Origin of the sequence: Streptomyces niger, from assembly GCF_000718305.1 — a bacterium.
GTDB lineage: Bacteria > Actinomycetota > Actinomycetes > Streptomycetales > Streptomycetaceae > Streptomyces > Streptomyces niger.
This window is the reverse complement of the sequence record NZ_JOFQ01000002.1, coordinates 302,258-321,335: the sequence shown is the minus strand read 5'-3', so window position 1 is coordinate 321,335 and position 19,078 is coordinate 302,258. Positions and strand designations below refer to the sequence as shown.

20 protein-coding genes are annotated in these 19,078 nt (G+C 70.4%); 7 read left to right on the top strand and 13 right to left on the bottom strand.

The annotated features are described in order from the left end of the window. Nucleotides 1-29: 29 nt before the first annotated feature. From IF20_RS05240 to IF20_RS05215, 6 genes are all read right to left on the bottom strand, one after another. Nucleotides 30-1,517: an SCO6880 family protein gene (locus IF20_RS05240; RefSeq protein WP_052863762.1), complete on the bottom strand. Its 1,488-nt coding sequence runs from the start codon at nt 1,515-1,517 to the stop codon at nt 30-32. A 120-nt stretch (nt 1,518-1,637) separates the two neighbouring features. Next, nucleotides 1,638-2,891 (bottom strand): hypothetical protein, encoded by a 1,254-nt coding sequence (locus IF20_RS05235; protein WP_052863761.1) that lies wholly within the window; start codon nt 2,889-2,891, stop codon nt 1,638-1,640. Nucleotide 2,892: 1 nt separating this feature from the next. Then, complete coding sequence (locus IF20_RS05230) at nt 2,893-3,654, bottom strand: hypothetical protein (protein ID WP_052863760.1); 762 nt, start codon at nt 3,652-3,654, stop codon at nt 2,893-2,895. 22 nt (nt 3,655-3,676) lie between these two features. Then, nucleotides 3,677-3,952, bottom strand: a complete 276-nt coding sequence (locus IF20_RS05225; protein ID WP_052864046.1) for a hypothetical protein — start codon at nt 3,950-3,952, stop codon at nt 3,677-3,679. 148 nt (nt 3,953-4,100) lie between these two features. Beyond that, a complete protein-coding gene (locus IF20_RS05220) occupies nt 4,101-4,307 on the bottom strand; it encodes a hypothetical protein (protein ID WP_234426511.1) in 207 nt (68 codons plus the stop codon). A 49-nt stretch (nt 4,308-4,356) separates the two neighbouring features. Continuing rightward, the gene (locus tag IF20_RS05215) at nt 4,357-4,875 is read right to left on the bottom strand and encodes a DUF6668 family protein (protein WP_234426510.1); all 519 of its coding nucleotides are present in this window, start codon (nt 4,873-4,875) and stop codon (nt 4,357-4,359) included. Between the two features lie 280 nt (nt 4,876-5,155). On the opposite strand from IF20_RS05215, the gene IF20_RS05210 reads away from it, so the two are divergent. From IF20_RS05210 to IF20_RS05185, 6 genes are all read left to right on the top strand, one after another. Continuing rightward, nucleotides 5,156-6,103 (top strand): peptidoglycan DD-metalloendopeptidase family protein, encoded by a 948-nt coding sequence (locus tag IF20_RS05210; protein WP_234426509.1) that lies wholly within the window; start codon nt 5,156-5,158, stop codon nt 6,101-6,103. Between the two features lie 37 nt (nt 6,104-6,140). Further along, on the top strand, nt 6,141-6,806 hold the full coding sequence (locus tag IF20_RS05205) for a hypothetical protein (RefSeq protein ID WP_052863756.1): 666 nt from the start codon (nt 6,141-6,143) through the stop codon (nt 6,804-6,806). Nucleotides 6,807-6,850: 44 nt separating this feature from the next. Further along, the gene (locus IF20_RS05200) at nt 6,851-7,360 is read left to right on the top strand and encodes a hypothetical protein (RefSeq protein WP_052863755.1); all 510 of its coding nucleotides are present in this window, start codon (nt 6,851-6,853) and stop codon (nt 7,358-7,360) included. After that, on the top strand, nt 7,357-8,535 hold the full coding sequence (locus tag IF20_RS05195) for a hypothetical protein (RefSeq protein WP_052863754.1): 1,179 nt from the start codon (nt 7,357-7,359) through the stop codon (nt 8,533-8,535). The genes IF20_RS05200 and IF20_RS05195 overlap by 4 nt, the downstream gene beginning before the upstream one ends. Nucleotides 8,536-8,709: 174 nt before the next feature. Beyond that, entirely contained in the window at nt 8,710-9,798 is a 1,089-nt protein-coding gene (locus IF20_RS05190) for a hypothetical protein (protein WP_199896496.1), read from the top strand. 91 nt (nt 9,799-9,889) lie between these two features. Further along, nucleotides 9,890-10,558 (top strand): hypothetical protein, encoded by a 669-nt coding sequence (locus IF20_RS05185; RefSeq protein ID WP_052863752.1) that lies wholly within the window; start codon nt 9,890-9,892, stop codon nt 10,556-10,558. Nucleotides 10,559-10,652: 94 nt separating this feature from the next. Here IF20_RS05185 and IF20_RS05180 read toward each other — a convergent pair whose 3' ends face one another. The 4 genes from IF20_RS05180 to IF20_RS05165 all read right to left on the bottom strand — a co-directional run bounded on the left by IF20_RS05180 (nt 10,653) and on the right by IF20_RS05165 (nt 14,867). After that, nucleotides 10,653-11,642: a malate dehydrogenase gene (locus IF20_RS05180; protein ID WP_052863751.1), complete on the bottom strand. Its 990-nt coding sequence runs from the start codon at nt 11,640-11,642 to the stop codon at nt 10,653-10,655. A 417-nt stretch (nt 11,643-12,059) separates the two neighbouring features. Next, nucleotides 12,060-13,373, bottom strand: a complete 1,314-nt coding sequence (locus IF20_RS05175; protein ID WP_052863750.1) for a helix-turn-helix domain-containing protein — start codon at nt 13,371-13,373, stop codon at nt 12,060-12,062. Between the two features lie 165 nt (nt 13,374-13,538). After that, entirely contained in the window at nt 13,539-13,967 is a 429-nt protein-coding gene (locus IF20_RS05170; protein ID WP_052863749.1) for a DUF3017 domain-containing protein, read from the bottom strand. 45 nt (nt 13,968-14,012) lie between these two features. Then, nucleotides 14,013-14,867 (bottom strand): bifunctional methylenetetrahydrofolate dehydrogenase/methenyltetrahydrofolate cyclohydrolase, encoded by an 855-nt coding sequence (locus IF20_RS05165; RefSeq protein ID WP_052863748.1) that lies wholly within the window; start codon nt 14,865-14,867, stop codon nt 14,013-14,015. A gap of 372 nt (nt 14,868-15,239) precedes the next feature. On the opposite strand from IF20_RS05165, the gene IF20_RS05160 reads away from it, so the two are divergent. After that, on the top strand, nt 15,240-15,875 hold the full coding sequence (locus IF20_RS05160) for a hypothetical protein (protein ID WP_052863747.1): 636 nt from the start codon (nt 15,240-15,242) through the stop codon (nt 15,873-15,875). Between the two features lie 73 nt (nt 15,876-15,948). Here IF20_RS05160 and IF20_RS39815 read toward each other — a convergent pair whose 3' ends face one another. From IF20_RS39815 to purN, 3 genes are all read right to left on the bottom strand, one after another. Continuing rightward, entirely contained in the window at nt 15,949-16,500 is a 552-nt protein-coding gene (locus IF20_RS39815; protein WP_052863746.1) for a hypothetical protein, read from the bottom strand. Between the two features lie 177 nt (nt 16,501-16,677). Continuing rightward, complete coding sequence (gene purH, locus IF20_RS05150) at nt 16,678-18,249, bottom strand: bifunctional phosphoribosylaminoimidazolecarboxamide formyltransferase/IMP cyclohydrolase (RefSeq protein WP_052863745.1); 1,572 nt, start codon at nt 18,247-18,249, stop codon at nt 16,678-16,680. Then, a complete protein-coding gene (gene purN, locus IF20_RS05145) occupies nt 18,246-18,905 on the bottom strand; it encodes a phosphoribosylglycinamide formyltransferase (protein WP_052863744.1) in 660 nt (219 codons plus the stop codon). Before purN ends, purH begins: the two co-directional genes overlap by 4 nt. Nucleotides 18,906-19,078 lie beyond the last annotated feature (173 nt).

The following is a 19,078-nucleotide window of genomic DNA, read 5'->3' as shown; positions in this document are numbered from 1 at the left end:
CGGAGCGCGGGCCTGGGGCTTCTTCTTGCTCACAACGCCTCCCGGATCTCGCGCGGGATGAGCGTGTGCTCCCAGGGCAGGATGCCGACGGGCAGCGTGCAGGTGAAGGCCGACGCCTGCATACGGTCCGCGGGGCGCATCAGCACGCGCGAGGACGCCTGGAGGTTCCGTACGGTCGTGGCGGCGTCGGCGAGCTGCTCCTCGCTGTCGACCGTCACCGTGAGCATCAGCGAGAACTCCACCAGACCGGCACCCGAGGCCTCCTCGGCGGCCGTCTGCTCGGCGGCCCGCATCTCGTTCGACGCACGCGCCTGGACCAGGCCCCTCCCGGAGGAGGCGGTGAAGTGGGCGTTGCGCCGGTCGGACTCGACGATCCGCGCCGAGGTGGCCGGGTCGATCGGGCGGTAGACCAGGCACACCCGCTTGCGCCGCGTCCCCGGCGCCGGCTCCAGCAGGCCGCGCAGCACGTTGGAGCGCACGGTCCCGCGCGGCGCGAGGGTGAGCAGCCAGCTGCGGGAAACCCCGGAGTCGTGCTGATAGGAGGTGACCGACTCGATGGCCGAGGCCGGCCCGGCGTCCTCCCATTCGAGCCCGGTGGACTTGTTCTCGGCGCGTGCGGAGAGGACGTCCGGCGCGATCGCCGGGTCGTACGCGACGCGTACGGTCTCCGCAATCTGCTCGGCCGACAGCGGGTAGGCGGCGCCGCCGCCCGCGGCGACCAGACCGGACAGCAGGCCGGGCAGGCGTATCGCCAGGTCGGTGACGACGGTTTCGGGGTCACGGCGAGTGCCCACGGTCCCGTACGTCAAGGTGACGTAGGTGTGCATCTCCGAGGACGCGGACGGATAACGCTCCACGACCTCCTCCATCACCGCACGGGCCGCGGCCGGCGCGGTCGGCGAGAGCCGGGGCAGCACCTCGGCGGCCAGCCGGGTCCCCGTGTCGGGCGCGGTCTCCACCACCACGGACGCGCCCCGCAGGCCCGGCTCGTGGGAGAGCCTGGCCAGCCAGTCGCCCCAGGAGGCCACCCAGATGTCGATCTGCTCGCCGTCGATCAGCGAGCCACCGTCGGGCTCACAGGCGAGCACCACCGTGTAGAGGTTGCGCCCGGGGTGGTGCAGGACGCCGAAGGGCCGGTCGTACGCGTCCCTCCCCTCCCGCATCTTCACCCGGGCCAGCAGCCCGGGAGGAGAGAAGCGCCCGCCCGGCCGCTGCGACAGCGGACCGGAGACGTAGATGTGTGAGCCTTTGGACTTCCTGCGCATCCAACCGATCCGAACTGCGAGCAGCTGATAGATGTTCCGGCCGTCCACGGTGCGGACGGCTACCGGCGCGACCACCAGGAACAGTGGTACGAGCACGGTGATCGCGGCCATGAGCGAGATCAGGGACGCCAGCAGGACGACGACCAGCCCGCCGAACGTGGCGACCGTGCCGAGCAGGCCGAGCGGTCCCAGCCCCGGCCTTCTGGGGCGCCGCCAGTTCCCGTACGTGGGACGCGCGACTTCGGAAGCCATGCGATTCCTTTCAAAGAGTCCCTGCGACGCGGGGGAGCACGGTGCGCTCCCCTTCCCCGGCCGCAGCCGACGGGATGGCGTCAGCCGGTGCGGCCGGGGCGGGCCTGCGTCGTGGGCCCACTACTCGTTGTGTCCCTTGTTGCCGTCGTTGTCGCCGAGGGAGTTGACCACTTCGCTGGCTGCCTGAACGCCGGTCTGCACGGCAACTGCGGCTGCCTGCACGGCCGTCGCGGCACCGGCCGTCGCCGCACCGCCTGCGGCCGACGCCGCACCGCCCCCGGCAGCCCCCGCACCGCCACCGGCCGCGCCACCGCCACCCGCGGACGCACCAGCGCCGCTGGAGGGCGAGCCCTTGGGCGCACTGGAGGCGCCACCGCCACCGCCACCGCCCGCTCCGGCACCACCGCCGCCACCGCCACCGCCGACGCTGCCGCCGGCGATGCTGACGGCACCGGTCGCGATGTTGTTGGCGGCACCGATGGCCACGGAACCACCGGAGGTGTCCCCCAGAGCCGCGGTCGCCGGGACGACGAGCTTGAGCAGGGCGGGCAGCGCGAAGATCCCCAGAATCAGTACACCCAGGCCGGCGATGATCTGGTTCAGGTCACTGGTGTCCTGGGTCATCGCCGTACCGGCGTAGAAGATGAGCGCGGCAGCGGGCTTGTACAGCAGCCAGGCGGCCAGCCAGCCGATGTGCTTCTTCCACCAGCCGCTCCCCCACCCCGTCATCGAGGCGGCAGCGGACAGCGGCAGGGTGCCCACCAGCATCACGAGGACACCGATACGCAGATACATGAGAATGATCTGGACCGTGACCGCCAGCACCGCGAGCAGGCCGAGGATGATGACGAGACCGGGACTGGTCGCAGCCATCGGCACGAGCGCACCGACCAGCTGCGCACCGTTCTTGCCGATGTGGGCCTGCTTGTAGATGTACCCGGCATAGTTGTCCGAAGCGACCGTGAGCGCTTGCATGGCGGTGACCGACACGCCGGCCACCAGGACCACACGCCACATACCGTGGAACGCCTGCTGCATCGACTGGCCCTTACGGTCCAGCGCCATGCGGATCGCGGCAATGAGCAGGGAAGCGACGGCAACGTAGCCCACGAGCCAGTTGAGCTGGTCCTGGATCTTGTTGATCGGACTGTGCCCGCTGTAGGCGCCCTGGGCGTCCACCGACATCCACATGCCGTTCAAGGCGTGCATGACCGAGTCGACGGCGTTGCCGATGGCTTCGGCAAAAGCGCGTACGGCACCACCGAAGGCGGACTTCGCTACGGATTCAGCGCCGCCGGCGACCTTGTCTGCTCCCCAACTGATGGCGTCCTTGCCGCAGTTGACGGGGTGTGCGATGCACTTCCCGAAGCCCATGTCACTTGCCCCACTTCACGAAACCCTCAGGACCCGACGTCTGCGAGAACCCGCTGTAGGGGGAGCCGTTCGGCTGCGCGTCGACCTTCCAGTCCCCGTCGAGCCACTTCAGTGACACAGAGCTCGTGGCGTACTCGTCACCGATCTTGAGCAGGATCTGGACGGTGGCCTGCTCCTTTGAGTACGTCAGGACGGAGAACCCGTAGAAGTTGCCCCCGGACTCCGCAGTGCTGTTACGGGGGTCGTCCTTCTCCTTGGCCCGTTCGCTGATCAGTTTGTCGCGCGCGGCGCCGGGGACGAACTGCTTCTCCACCACGTCACGCCACCCGGGATACGGCAGCTTGTCCGTGATGGCGTTCACCGCGAGGGCGGCGCCCATGGGGCTGTGGGAGTAGCACGACCACACGTTGCCGTCGAACTTCTTCGGGCCATAGGTCTCCGAGACCGGTACCGGGACACTGCCGTAGCTCTTCCACAGCATGTCGGCCGGCGCCTTCGTCGGCTTCTCCTGATCACTGTCGTCCGTCTTGCACCCGGCCGGACGGCCATCGGCACCGGCATCGCCACCGCCGTCCTTGGTCGGTGACGGCGCGGCATGGGACGGCGAATCGTCACTCGGTGCCGGGTCCGAGCCCCCGCGTGTCACGAGCGCGAAGACGGCAAGTACCACCACAGCGAGCAGGAACACCGCCGAGATGATCCAGCCTCGCTGCTGCCAGAACGGCTTCTCCCACTCGCCACTGGCCCCGGAACGCTTACCCATGGGTTGACTCCCTTTCGCTTCGTCAGAAGACGAAGTTGACCAGCGGTCCGGCGGTGGCGACGAGGACACAGCCGCCCAGCACCATTCCGAGGCGTCCCATGTGCTCGGAGCCCTCGCCCCGGCGCATCGACATCGCCATCATGGCGCCGGTGATGAGCACACCCGCCACACCCGCCGCGGTGCCCGCCCAGGCCACGATGCCGAGCACCGTGTCCACCTTCGAGGTGAGCTCCGGCGGGGCGTCGCTCTTCGGCTGCGGGACACCCCCGTCAGCCAGGTATCGGTACACGTCTGTCATCTTCACGGCTTTCTCCTTATTTCGTTTTTTCCGGGACGCGCGCCCGCGCCCACGAGTGCTTCGAGTCGACGGGGTACGAGATGCGATATCCCGCCCGCGCATTCACAGCTCACCAGCAAGCGCGCATGCTCACGGGTGAGTTCGGTTGCTAAAGAATGAAGTTCACGATGGGGCCCGCGGTGGCCGCGATGACGCAGGCTCCGAGCACGGTGCCGAGCTGGACCATGTGCTCCTGCCCCTCGCCCTGGCGGATCGACAGCGCCATCTTGGCCCCGACGATCAGCAGCCCCATGACACCCGCCGCGGTCGCCACCCAGGCCACCATGCCCATCACGGTGTTGATGGGGCCCGTCACGTTCGCAGGCGGTCCCGCAGCCAGAAATGTCGTCACAGTTGCCTCACATCTACTGAACGGAGTGCCCGACAAGGCGCGCCAGGGACAGGAGTTCACGGGGGATCGAGCCATCGAGCTTCGCGCCGGTGCGCCAAGCCGCGATCCACGGCACACGGTGCACGGCCACCGCGGACCCCAAGATCTTGATCCGCTGCTGAAGTTCGCGCGGCAGTCGTCCGGGAGCATCGGCGACGAGCACGACCGCCCCGATCTGGAGCCCCGTGGGTTGTTCACCACGACGGAACAGGTCCAGCGTCTGCGACACCCCGGTCAGCCCCGCCGCGTGCGTACGCGCGACGAGCAGGAGCGTGGCGGGCTCGCCTCGTGACGGGTCCGGCCAACGCTGACCGACGTCCGCACCGCCGAACAGGGTGGCCAACGTGGTGGCGCCGGCGCCGCCGTGGACGTTCACCCAGGAGAACTGCTGCGGCGTGGCCTGCTGTTCGGGCGCAGCCTGGCGTTCGGCGGACGAGGCGTCTCCCTCGCCGACCACTGGCCCACGGACCCAGATTTCGGGCCCGAAGGGCACTTCTCCCACATTCCCCCGCACCGTTCTTCTCCCCCGTAAAACCAACTTTTCCGACCCATTCGGGCGGCCGTGGTGCTTACTGGCCACCCAAGTCGGCGTTGCGCAACGGGATGACGTTGGTTCAGTCGATACCCGCGTGGTGCATGATGCCAGCAGCGCTAAGGTGTGCGCTACCCAGGGATCTGCAAGCACGGGGGGATGCATGTCACGGGGCGGAGGCGCGGTCGCATGGGCTATCGGCGGTGCGGTCGCTGTGGTTTTTGCACCTGTTGTCCTGTTCATGGGCATGGCCGGTGGGGGCGAGGATGATCCAGACCTGCCGACCGGCGGCAACGGATCTCTCAACAGCAAGCAGGTACCGGCAGAATACGTGCCGTGGGTTCTCAAATCCGGTGCACAATGCCCCGAGATCGGACCGGCCGTGATCGCCGCGCAGATCGAGGCGGAATCGGGCTGGAACCCAAAGGCCGTATCACCCGTGGGCGCCGAAGGCCTCTCGCAGTTCATGCCCGGCACCTGGAAAACCTGGGGCCGCGACGACGACCACAGCGGCAGCATTTCCCCGTACGACGCGGGGGACGCCATCATGGCCCAGGGGCGTTACGACTGCGCGCTGGCGAAACAGATCAAACCGTACGCGAAAAGCGGGAACGTCCTGGATCTGGCGCTGGCCGCCTATAACGCCGGCCCCGGCGCGGTCCAGAAATACGGCGGCATGCCGCCGTACGACGAGACAACGGCCTACGTCGCACGCATCAAATCGCTGATCGCCAAATACGAGCAGGCCACCGGCGGCGGCGCCGAGATTCCGGCCGGGCAGAAGATGGCGATGCCGGTACGCGGCAACCCGCCGGTCACCTCGCCCTACGGCATGCGCATGCACCCGACGCTGCACGTACGCAAGCTCCACACCGGCATCGACTTCGGGGCCCCGATGGGCACCCCGATGCGCGCGGCGCTGAAGGGCAAGGTGACCTTCGCCGGCTGGTCGACGGGGTACGGCAACCGCGTGGTGATCTCGCACGGCACGATGGACGGCAAAAAGGTGTCGACCACCTACAACCACATGTCCGCCATCAACGTCCATGTCGGGCAGGAGCTCAATACTGGTGACCAGGTGGGGGCGGTGGGTTCCACGGGCTTCTCCACGGGTGCACACTGCCACTTCGAGGTGCAGGTGAACGGCAACTACGTCGATCCGGCCCCGTGGCTGGGGCTCAAGAAGTGACGGCGACACTGGGAAACGGGGGTTCGAGGTGAAGACCATGACGGCGGCCGCCGGCATGATGCGGCGGGCGGGCCTGGCCGCGGCCGTGGCCGTGAGCCTGGCCGCGCTGGCGGGCTGCGGGCTCCCCGGTCTCGAACGCCCCGAGCAGAAGGTGAAGCCGACGCAGCCCACGTTCGCCGAGAAGGCCCCGCTGCCGTCGGCCTCGCCGCTCGGCCCCGACGCGCACGTGCCCGAGCCGCCGAAGCCGGACCGCCACGACGCGACGGCCGTGGCCAAGGCGTGGGCACTGGTGGCCTACAGCTACGACACGAAGTACGACGTGAGCCCCCACGACGCGATCCTGCGCGCCATCCCGTACCTGACCAGTAAGAAGGCCAAGGACGAGCGCAGCTACCGGCCCGCGGCCGGGGCCGGCAACGAGTGGAACACCTGGGCGAAGCACAAGGCGTGGACCACGGTGAAGCTCCACCTGGAGGTGGACGGCGACGCCCCGGCCGACACGCCCACCAAGGCCCACCGGCAGATCTCCGTCTCCGGCACGGCGACCGGCCGCGACGACTGGAAGGGCGTGGGCCCGCGGGTACAGGCCTTCGTCACGCTCGTCCGCACCAGCACGAAGGGCGACTGGCAGGTCAGCCGCGTCGACGCGGTCCCGGCAGCGGTCGTCCCGAGCGCGCCACCGTCCTCGGCGGGGCAGGATTGAGAATCCGCTTTCCGACTCACTTCACGACGACGATGGAGAAAAGAATGACGGCAGAATACGAGTACTTCATCGAGGCCCATGAAGAGCCGTGGGTGCATCGCACCATCGAAATTCTGTGGCGGCGACCTGTGGTCACCGAGGACTGGGAATACCTGTCCTTCTTCGACTGGGAATGGCACCCGGCCGGACCGAGCCACAAGGTGTCGAGGGGACCGAAGTCGCAGGCACTGACGCCGGTGCCGTCCGAGCGCGCCGTGGAGCTGGCGGCGGACCGCGGGCGGTGGGCCCTGTACTGGGCGGTGTACCGCGACGAGCCTGAACCGGACGAGCGGCCCAGCGAAACCGCTCGCGGTGTCGTACGCCGCAAGTACAGCATGGAAACCGGACGCGACGAGGTGTTCGGCCGAGGCAGGGCGTGGGTGCCCACGGAGGCAATCTTCGACTTCCACAATGCGGGGCCGCACGACGCGTCACCGCTGGTACCCATCACCGCGCGAGAAGCGGATGACATTCTGTTCAGGCTCCTCGGCGTACAGGGTGCCACAGCGCTGTGAACGACCAGATCGGTTGGCGGGGGAGCGCCGAGAAGGGCGAAGCGCATCTGACGCTGTCCGCCGCGGATGATGCACTTGTGCAGGCTGCCTGGCAGCAGGCCGAGGCTATGCGGCCTGCCTTTGACACCATGATGCGGGAGATCCGTGACCGGACGAACGAGCGGGGGAGCCAGCTCCCCGGCGACCGTCTGTCCGACGGGGTGGCCGAAGTCGACTATTCGCTGAAAACGCTGGAATCCCTGCGTGGCAAAGTCGCCCGTGAGCTCGACAAGGACCTCGCAAAGAGCACGGCGGATGTTCTCGCCGACATGAAGGATCTCAATCGGTACACCCTGCTCTTCGAGGCCCAGTCGTACACGCGCGGCGTACAGGAAACGTTCCAGGAGCTGCGAGCCCGCGGGTTCGAAGAAATAAAGGCGCAGAACACGTGGACCGATCCCGTCTACAAAGGCATCAACAGCGCCTGGGAGCACCCCGGATCCGGTCAGCGCATCGAACTCCAACTTCACACCCCGGATAGTTTCCGAGTGAAGATGGAGAACCATGCACTGTACGAACTCTCCAGGTCCGGGACGTTCAAGGCTGAGTTCGGCCTGACGGGTGCCGGCCCCTACATTGACGCGGCCAACCAGCTGCAGAACGAGCGGTACCAGACGTGCCGCGAAGTCAACGGTGAAAGACTGCCGATTGAAATTCCCGACGGGCACGAGCAGTTGGCGCCACCTTTCGCCCGGGTCGAGCTGCAGGGCATCGCCCAGGAGTACCACCTCGCCGCCGTGCGTGAGCGCGCCAATGCGATCGCTCCGAACTCAGCCCAGAGTCCGGCCAGTTCTGTCACGCAGAACCCGGCCACGCAACAGAACATGTCCGTAGCTCAACTCGCGGAGATGAAGGGGGGAGTCAAGGCCACGACCACCGGGCTGCCCGGGCAGGGTGCTCAAGCGCCAAGCACGCAGGCTCAGTCGGCGTCGAGTACGCAATCGAGCACGCAAACCAGTGCGTCGGGGCAGGCGGTGAATCCGGCTGCCGGTCTGGCGCGCCAGCGTTCTGCCCGTGGGAACGCGCAGAACAGCGGGAACACCGCGGCGCAGGGGCCGGCCGCGCAGCAGAACACCGCGCGCCCGCGGCAGCTGCCCCAGCAGAACAACAACAATGGCCGTGGCCGGGGCCACTGATGAACCGCTGAGTGACAGCTCGAAGTTCATGTCCACGGCGAGACCCTGAGTGAGTGCGATATGCCAAGATTCCGCCGCAGTGAGCGGAAACCGGCTGCTGAGCAAGGCCAGCAGCCGGCGCCGACTCCGTTCGAAGTGCTGATCACCGAGAACGGTGACTGCACGGTCGGCGGTATGCCCGTGTCCCCCGCCGGGGACGAGGCGCTGCACGATGCGGTGCTCAACTACCTGTACCGGCTGGCCATGGCCACCGGGCACCCGGTACGGGCCTTGGTGCACGACGCTCGCAGTGGCTATCTCACCCCGATCGAGGTGCAGACGGACGGCTCCAGCCACTTCGCCGGGGCGCCGGAGCAGGTGGCACCGCCGGCAGCGGCGTCGACAGCAGCACCGGCGCAGAGCTCCGCTCCCCCGCAGGCGCAGGCGCAGAGCTCCGCTCCCCCGCAGGCACAGGCGCAGAGCTCCGCTCCCCCGCAGGCGCAGGGGCAGAGCTCCGCTCCCGCAGAGGCGCAGGCGCAGATGCCGGCGCCCGCTCCGGCCCCACCCCCGCCCCCGGCCCCCGAAACGCAGGCGCGGCCGCATCCGCAGCAGATCGAGCAGCAGGGCGCGGCACCCACCGGACAGCCGGTGGAGCGGATACCGGAGCCGGCTCAGCACGTGCCGGTCGCCGATCCCCGTACGGCCGCCGCCGGGCAGCCCGCGCAGCCCGCGCCCGCCGCGTACGGACCGTCGGCGGGGCACGGCGTGCCGGCTCAGCAGCCGGCGCCCAGGCCGGGGGCCACCGCGCCGCCCAGCATTCCTCCCGCGCTCGCGGACGCCGTCACCCGCATCAATGACGCCGTCCAGCTCGGGCGCCTGGAGTTCGCCGCGGCCACGGCGAACAGCGCGCTCAGCACCGCGGTGCAGGAGTTCGGCGTCGGGCACCCGTACGTGCTGCACCTGCAGGAGCTCTTCGCGCACATCGCCTACCTGGCGCACGACAGCGTGAAGTCCGTGGCCATCTACCTCGACGTCTTCGACCATCGGTACAAGCAGAACGACCCGACCGCCTACGACACGTTCATGCGCGCGGCCAAGGCCTGGTCGTCCATCAGGGACCCGCAGCAGGGCCTGGTCTACGGGCAGCAGCTGATCAATACGTGGATCGAACTCGCCCGGCCCGGCGGCCCGGCCGCTGCGGACGGGGACAAGATCGAGGCGGCTCAGAAGAGGCTGACCCGGCTCGCGCAGCATGTCGCTCCCCCGGGACAGCCACCGGCATAGGCAACGAACCCGCAACTCGGGCAGCGCGGCGTCCCGGCCGTCGCGTCTTCCCGTGAACTCGACCCGCCGGGGCTGCCGCGGAGGACAGGCGATGGACCCCAGGGTGCACACACCACAGCACGGGCCCCGGCCCGCGGACGAGCAGCCGCGCCGGAACCGGCTCGGACAGCAGGAACGTGAGCGGGCCGAGCAGCCCGCCAAGGCGGAGCGCGAGCGGACAGCGGCGGCGCGTGAGCGCTCACCGCGCGCCAGGGTCGACGTCTACGTGAACGAGTACTCGGGGACGGTCACCTGGCGCACGCGCATGACGCCGGCCGAGAGGCGTTACCGGGCCGCTTCAGGGCCGGCGGCACGGCAGCGGCCGTCCGACGGCGAGCGCCGGCGTGCCGAGTCCGCGGCGCTCCGCTCGGTCGGTGTCGACCCCCGGCGCAGCAGGGGCAGCGGTGCCGTGCCCATTCCCGCCCATCCCGCCACCGTGCTGGCCGCCACGCACGTGTCTGTGACCGATATGACACCGGGGCAGCTGAGCAGCCATATGGCGCGGGTCAGCGCCCTGCGGTCACAGCTGCAAGCAGACACCGCGCGGGCCGGCCGCATGCCGACGAGCAGCGCCGCCCGGCTGCGCTCGGGCCTCGACGCGACACGGGTGCATTCGCTGCGCGTGGAGCGGGCCTCGTCGGCACGTGAACTGGCGCAGCGGCACCAGCAACCCCGTCATCTGCGGACCGACCAGCGGCAGCGGGGGCCCGCTCAGCGGTGAGTCCACGCGCGGGCCGTCGGCCCCGGGGCACGGCACGGCCGTGCGGCCCACCCGCGAGGGGTGGACCGCACGGCCGCTGTGTGGTCCGTCAGGGTCAGATCAGGCCCAGGCCGCGGACCGCGTCGCGCTCCTCGGTGAGCTCCTTGACCGAGGCGTCGATGCGGGCGCGGGAGAACTCGTTGATCTCCAGGCCCTGGACGATCTCGTACTTGCCGTCCTTGGTGGTGACCGGGAAGGAGGAGATGATGCCCTCCGGCACGCCGTAGGAGCCGTCCGAGGGGATGCCCATGGAGGTCCAGTCGCCGGCGGCGGTGCCGTTCACCCAGGTGTGGACGTGGTCGATGGCGGCGTTGGCGGCGGAGGCGGCCGAGGAGGCGCCACGGGCCTCGATGATCGCCGCACCGCGCTTGGCGACGGTCGGGATGAAGTCCTCGGCCAGCCACTTCTCGTCGTTGACGGCCTCGGCGGCGTTCTTGCCGGCCACCTCGGCGTGGAAGATGTCCGGGTACTGGGTCGCGGAGTGGTTGCCCCAGATCGTGAGCTTCTTGATCTCGGAGACCGGCACGCCGGTCTTCTTCGAGAGCTGCGAGAGCGCACGGTTGTGGTCCAGCCGGGTCATCGCGGTGAAGCGCTCGGCCGGTACGTCCGGCGCGGCGGCCTGGGCGATCAGCGCGTTGGTGTTGGCCGGGTTGCCGACGACCAGGACCTTGATGTCGTCCGCCGCGTGGTCGTTGATGGCCTTGCCCTGCGGCTTGAAGATGCCGCCGTTGGCCTCCAGCAGGTCACCGCGCTCCATGCCCTTGGTACGGGGGCGGGCGCCGACGAGCAGGGCGACGTTCGCGCCGTCGAAGGCGACGTTCGGGTCATCGGTGATCTCGATGCCCTGGAGCAGCGGGAAGGCGCAGTCGTCGAGCTCCATCGCGGTGCCCTCGGCGGCCTTCAGGCCCTGCGGGATCTCCAGGAGCCGCAGCTTGACGGGCACGTCGGCGCCGAGCAGGTGACCGGAAGCGATGCGGAAGAGGAGTGCGTAGCCGATCTGGCCGGCGGCGCCGGTGACGGTGACGTTGACGGGAGTGCGGGTCATGGCGATCTCCTGCGGCGAGTTCTTCTGGGGGCAAGCCCCAGAGCCACCATGGTTGCGGTGGGCGGTGGGTGTTCCTGCCCATGTATACGGAGCCCCTCGACGCCTCGATGTATCTCGGTATCAAGAGACCCGGGCGTCAGGCTATCGGACGGCGGCGCGCCTCCGGTGACAGGCCGGTGTGTGACTCCTCACCGGCCGTCACCCGCCGGTCGCCGGTCGCGCGTCCGAGGATGCGCGGCCGGTCCGCGGCAGGGGTGGGCGGCCGTTCGCGACAAGGAGGGGGAGCGCGAACGGCCGCCGGGTGGTGCCGTGCCCGTGGGGGGCCGACCGGTCGCCTGCCCCGAATCCGCCGGGCCATGCCCCCGGTTCCGCGGTACGCCCCGAATGGCCCAGCGCGGCGTCCCCGCCGCGCGCCGGTCAAGGCGTGGCGGCCGTGGACGGACCGCCGCTCCGCGCGGCTCGCGGCGTGGTGCAGCTCTGGTAGCCCGCGTCGGTCGTCCCGCACGCCCTGACCTTCTCCGGCGGACCGCTGACCGGCACCATCGCGGTGTACGCCGAACCGTCCCGGCCCGCCGTCGCCTGCTCCGTGCGGCCGCCGGAGGTGACGGTGGCCCGGTCGCCCTGCGCGCCGCCCGTCATGCGGGCCCAGGCGGTGCCGCAGACCTTGCTGTAGCGGACCTCGATCAGCGCGCCGCCCATGACCCCGCGGGACGGCGAGGTGGCCTGGTCGCCGCCGCATCCCGTCTCCTCGGGGTCCTTGCCCGCGCAGCCGGTACCGAAGCACTTCACGCCGGCCGGCAGTGCGGGTTCCTGGGACGCGGTGGGCGTGGCGGGGGCCGGCTTCGCCTGCTGTCCGCCCTCGCCGCCGCCGAGCAGCAGTACGGCGGCCGCGATGAGCAGCAGCGCCCCGACGACCCCGGTCACGAACATGGTGATGCGGCGGCGGCGTTCGCTGTCGTGCGGCGCGCTGACCGACCGCGGGTCCGGCCCGTACGGCGAGTCCGCGCCGTGCGCCGGGTCAGGCGCGTACGAGGGCGGCGCGTACGCGGCGGACGACGGCGGTCCGGCGGGCGCGGGGCGGGGCCCCGGATCCGCGAAATCGGCCGCCGACGGGGCTGAGGGGGCCGCCGAGGAGGCCGCTGGCGGGGCTGAGGGGGTCGCTGACGGGGTCGCGGGGGCCGCCTGGGACTCCGCGGCAGGGGTGGCCGGGAAGGCGCCGGAAGAGGTGCCCGGGGCGCGTTGGTGCGGCATCTTGGTCGCGGCCGCCGGCGTCTCGTAGGGGGCCACCGGCGTCTCGTACGGGCCTGCGGGGGCGGGGGCGGCGGACGGCGCGGCGGCGCCCTTGGCGGCGGACCGCTTGCCGGACTTCTTGGCCGTCGCCGGCGCGGGGCCGAACTCCCCCAGCGCGGCCCGCGCCTCGGCCACCCGTATCGCTTCCATGGTGACGTCGTGGCGCATCTCCGCGCGGCTCCAGGCGCGTTCGGCCAGCTCCCACATCGTGGTGAGGTGGCCGGTGTGCGCGCCGGTCACCTCGGCCAGCGCCAGCACCGCGCGCCGCGGCGCCAGCAGCCGCCCGTTGAGGTACCGCTCCCAGGACGTCTTGCTGTAGCCCGTACGGTCCGCGACGGCCGATATGCTCAGGCCGCTGCGCTCCACCAGCGTGCGTAACTGCTCGGCGAACTCCCTCACCTGCGGATCGAGTTCGTCCGGTAGCGCCCTCCAGCGAGGCATTGCCTCCCCCTATCCCCCCGAACTGCTGCGGCTATCCATTGGGATGCCACTCGTCAGGATGCCAGTTCCCGGCGGGGGAGGGCGGAAAAGCGTTCACGGTTCGGACACGCGTCTGCGCGCGCCGCGCACGTCCGGACGCCCCCGTTCCGGGCGCCCGGACGCTGTTCAGCGCACCGTGAAGTGCACGATGTCGTCGAGGAAGGGCAGCGACAGCCAGGGGCTGGGCTGGATCATGAGCGCCAGCATCACGATCACGAAGCCGAGCCCACCGTACGTCGCCATGTCCGTGAAGCGCGACCGCACGGCGAGCATGCCGACGGACGGCAGGACACGCCGCAGCACGGCACCGGCCAGCAGCGCCAGCCCGATCAGCAGGGTGCCCGCCCGGAAGGCGTCGAAGGCGAGCACCAGCAGTCCGAGCGCGACCCCGCCGATCACCGTGAGCAGCGGCCACTGCCGGACCGGCGCGGGCGCGTCACCGGGCGCCGCGCGCCCGCCGCCCTGCGGGCGCGCCGTGTCCTTCGTGATCAGCGGGAAGCGCCGGGTGAACCGCTGCGGCCTGGACACCCCGTCCGAATGTGCTCCGGCGTTCATGCGCTCGCTGCCCCTTCCGTCGTCCGTACGTCGTGGCCCCGCGGCTCAGGCGGCCGCGCGCTCGGCGGCCTCGACCACGTTGACCAGCAGCATGGCGCGGGTCATGGGGCCGACGCCACCGGGGTTGGGGGCGACGAAGCCGGCCACCTCGCGCACGCCGGGGTGCACATCGCCGACGATCTTGCCGTGCTCGTCCCGGCTGACGCCGACGTCCAGGACGGCCGCGCCCTCCTTGACGAATTCCGGCTTGATCAGGTGCGGCGAGCCGGCCGCCGCCACGATGATGTCGGCTTCCTTGAGGTGCTTGGCCAGGTCCCGGGTGCCGGTGTGGCACTGGGTCACGGTGGCGTTCTCGGACTTGCGGGTGAGCAGCAGCGGCATGGAGCGGCCGATGGTCACGCCGCGGCCGACCACGACGACCTCGGCGCCCTTGATCTCGACGCCGTACCGGCGCAGCAGGCGCAGGATGCCGTTCGGGGTGCAGGGCAGCGGTGCCGCCTCGTTGAGCACCAGGCGGCCGAGGTTGGTGGGGTGCAGGCCGTCGGCGTCCTTGGCCGGGTCGATGAGCTCCAGGACGCGGTTCTCGTTGATGCCCTTGGGCAGCGGCAGCTGGACGATGTAGCCGGTGCAGGCCGGGTCCTCGTTCAGCTCGCGGACGACCGCCTCGATCTCCTCCTGGGACGCGGTGGCCGGCAGCTCGCGCTGGATGGACGCGATGCCGATCTCGGCGCAGTCGCGGTGCTTGCCCGCGACGTACTTCTGGCTGCCGGGGTCCTCGCCGACCAGGACGGTACCCAGACCCGGCTGGACACCCTTCGCCTTCAGCGCCGCCACGCGGGCGGACAGGTCGGACTTGATCGCGGCGGCGGTGGCCTTGCCATCCAGAATCTGGGCGCTCATGGCTCCTATCCTCCCGGATGACCGGGCCCGCGTACCAATCAGGGGCCGGTTCGGGGGTTGACGCGCGTAGAAGCACTGTGGTTGTCGCGAACGGACCACAGTCCGGTCCGGTCTCGGTAACAGGAAGAGCACATATCGGGATCAGCCGACGACCAGTACCCCTCGTCGGCTGGACAAAGCCTTTATCCGGACTTCACGATGTTGCGATACGTGCTGCGTTCGCAGGAGGGGCCGAATGCGAAAGCGGCACGCTCGGGGGAGAACACCAAGCACTCTTCACAGCTCACGCAGCAACGCGGCTGCGAGGGCGGTCAGGTGGCTTCCCGTCGTAACCGTCGGCCCGCCACAGTCCCCGCCCGAAGGAAGCCTTCCGTGAGTTACCCTCCGCCGCCCGCCGGCGACCCGAACAACCCCTACGGCCAGCAGCCTCCCCAGGGCCAGCCCGGCTACGGCTACCCCCAGCAGGCCCCCCAGGGCGTCCCGCCCCAGCAGGGCTACGGCTACCCGCAGCAGCAGGCGTACCCCCAGCAGCAGCAGCCGTACGGCGGCGGTTACCCGGGCGCGCCGCAGACGATGCCGGGTGGCGTCAAGGCCGCGCGCATCATCCTGTTCATTCTCGGCGGCCTGCAGGTGCTCGGTGCGATCGGCACGGTCATCGCCGGTGCAGTCATCAGCTCCTCGGTGTCGGACGCCGCCGACTCCCCGTACAGCAACAGCGCGGACCTCGAGAAGGCGTCCAGCTTCGGCATGGGCATAGCCATCGGCAGTGCCATCGTGCTTCTTGCGCTGGCTCTGTGGGCCATCCTCACCGCCGCGAAGTTCACGACCGGCGGTAACGGTATCCGGATCTCGGCGATCGTCTACGCGTCGCTCCTGACCCTGTTCAGCGTGATCAGCCTGCTCATGCTCAACATCTTCGCGCTGCTCAGCCTCGCCGCCGGCGTCCTGATCATCGTGTTCCTGGCCCGCGCCGAGGGCTCGGCCTGGTTCAGCCGCCAGCGCGTCTGATCGCACGCCACGCCTCACGCTCAGGGCCCGTACCGCCACCGCGGTACGGGCCCTGTGCTGTGCCGGGCGACCGTCAGACGCTCAGCGAACGCGCGTAGTTGACCTGCTGCGCGACCTGGTACGCCACGCTCTCGTGCGTCGCCGGGATCATCGTCGAGTGGTACTTCCCGCCGCTGTTCACCGTCACCTGGATGTGCCCGGTGGTCGTCTTCTCCTTCATCAGGAGGAAGAGCAGGCCGAGGAAGCAGAAGATGAAGAAGACGACGGCCAGCACGATGGCGTACGTCGGCATCTTCTCCTCGGTGCGCGACATGTCCGTGACGGTCCACACCGCGCCCTTGAGCGGCAGTTGGCCGGCCGGCGTGATGATGCCGTCACCGGTGACGGTGATGTCGCCGATCACCATAAGGGGCTGGGCGTAACCGCCCTGACCGCCCGCCTGGCCCGGAAAGCCGCCTGCCTGCGGGTAGCCGTATCCGGGCGGGCCCGGCGGCGGCGAAGCGGGCCCCGGGTAGCCGTAGGCGGCGCCCGGAGGAGGACCCGCAGGGGGCGGCGGCGTTCCCCCCGGAGGTGGCTGGTCCGCGGGGCCGAAGCCGCCGTGCGGTGGCGTGTTTCCGTCACTCATACGGCGGAGTATGCCGCATGCGCACGAGACGCGTCGCCCCCGTGCGGCAAGGGCCGCCCCACCCGTAGGTGCAGCGGCCCCGGCCTCGTACGTGCGGTACGCGACGCCCTCGTACGTGCGGTACGCGACGCCCTCGTACGTGCGGTACGCGACGCACTCGTGCGTACGGTGCGCGACTCAGTGGAAGAAGTGGCGCGTGCCCGTGAAGTACATCGTGACGCCGGCCTTCTTGGCGGCCTCGATCACCTGCTCGTCACGGACCGAACCGCCGGGCTGCGCGACGGCCTTGATACCGGCCGCGGTCAGCACCTCCAGGCCGTCGGGGAACGGGAAGAACGCGTCGGAGGCGGCGTAGGAGCCGCGCGCCCGCTCCTCACCCGCGCGCTCCACCGCGAGCTTCGCGGAGTCCACGCGGTTGACCTGGCCCATGCCCACGCCGACCGTCGCGTTGCCCTTGGCGAGCAGGATCGCGTTGGACTTCACCGCGCGCGACGCGCGCCAGGCGAACGCCAGCTCGGCCAGCTCCTCGGCGGACAGCGCCTCGCCGGTGGCGAGGGTCCAGTTGGCCGGGTCGTCGCCGTCGGCCTGGAGGCGGTCGGCGACCTGGACGAGCGCGCCGCCGTCGATGGCCTTGACCTCGACCTCGGCCTTGGGGGCCTCGGGGGCGCGCAGCACGCGGATGTTCTTCTTGCGGGCGAGCACCTCGACGGCGCCGTCCTCGTAGTCCGGGGCCACGATGACCTCGGTGAAGATCTCGGCGACCTGCTCGGCCATCGCGACGGAGACCGGGCGGTTGACCGCGATCACGCCGCCGAAGGCGGACAGCGGGTCGCACTCGTGCGCCTTGCGGTGCGCCTCGGCGACGTCCGCGCCGGTCGCGATGCCGCAGGGGTTGGCGTGCTTGATGATCGCCACGCAGGGCTCGGCGTGGTCGTACGCGGCCCGGCGCGCGGCGTCGGTGTCCGTGTAGTTGTTGTACGACATCTCCTTGCCGTGCAGCTGCTCGGCCTGGGCCAGGCCGCCGCCCTCGGCACCCACGTACAGCGCGGCGCCCTGGTGCGGGTTCTCGCCGTAGCGCAGCACGTTCTTGCGCGTGTAGGTGGCGCCGGTGAAGTCGGGGAAGCCACTGTCGTCGGCCGCGGCGTAGTCGTCGGCGAACCAGGACGCGACGGCCACGTCGTAGGCGGCGGTGTGCTGGAAGGCCTCGGCCGCCAGCCGCTTACGGGTGGCGAGGTCGAAGCCGCCCTCGGAGGCGGCCTTGAGCACGTCCTCGTAGCGGGCCGGGTTCACGACGACGGCCACCGACGGGTGGTTCTTGGCGGCGGCGCGGACCATCGAGGGGCCGCCGATGTCGATCTGCTCCACGCACTCGTCCGGGGTGGCGCCGGAGGCGACGGTCTCGCGGAACGGGTAGAGGTTGACGATCACCAGGTCGAACGGCTCCAGGCCCAGCTCGCCGAGCTGCTTGCGGTGGTCCTCCAGGCGCAGGTCGGCGAGGATGCCGGCGTGCACCTTCGGGTGCAGCGTCTTCACGCGCCCGTCCAGGCACTCGGGGAAGCCGGTCAGCTCCTCGACCTTGGTGACGGGGACGCCGGCCGCGGCGATCTTCCCGGCGGTGGAGCCGGTGGACACGAGCTGGACGCCCGCCGCGTGCAGCCCCTTCGCCAGCTCTTCGAGCCCGGTCTTGTCGTAGACGCTGACCAGCGCCCGGCGGATGGGCCGCTTGGTACCTTCGGCGGTCTCGGTCACGGGATAACTACCTTTCGTCCCTCAGTGCGGTAGCCGTTACGGGCCAGACGCCCCACGACATCGACGAGCAGCGAACGCTCGACTTCCTTGATCCGCTCGTGCAGCGCGGATTCGTCGTCCTCGTCCCGGACCTCGACCACGCCCTGGGCGATGACCGGACCGGTGTCGACGCCGTCGTCGACGAAGTGGACGGTGCAGCCGGTGACCTTCGCGCCGTACGCGAGCGCGTCGCGCACGCCGTGGGCACCGGGAAAGCTGGGCAGCAGGGCCGGGTGGGTGTTCACGGTCCGGCCGCCGAACCGGGCGAGGAACTCCTTGCCCAAGATCTTCATGAAGCCCGCGGAGACGACGAGGTCCGGCTCGTACGCGGCGGTCGCCTCGGTGAGCGCCAGGTCCCAGGCCGCGCGGTCGGCGTGGTCCTTGACCCGGCAGACGTAGACCGGCAGCCCGGCGCGCTCGGCGCGCTCCAGGCCGGCGATGCCGTCCCGGTCGGCGCCGACGGCCACGATCTCGGCTCCGTACGCCGCCGTGCCCTGCTCGGCGATGGCGTCCAGCAGCGCCTGGAGGTTGGTGCCGGAACCGGACACCAGCGCGACGACCCGGGCCGGACGGCCGGGGCGGGCGGGCGCGGGGACGGTGAGTGGGGAGGAAGCCACGGCGGGTTCTTTCTCGGTCTCGCGTGCTTTGTGTGGTCGTACAAGGCCGTGGGTACCGAAAAACCGGGGAACCCTACGAAGGCGCCGACCGTCAGCAACGATACCGGCACACCGCGCGGCCCCCACGGGACGGGGGCGGACGCGGAAGGTAGCGTCAGGCGTAAGACCGCATG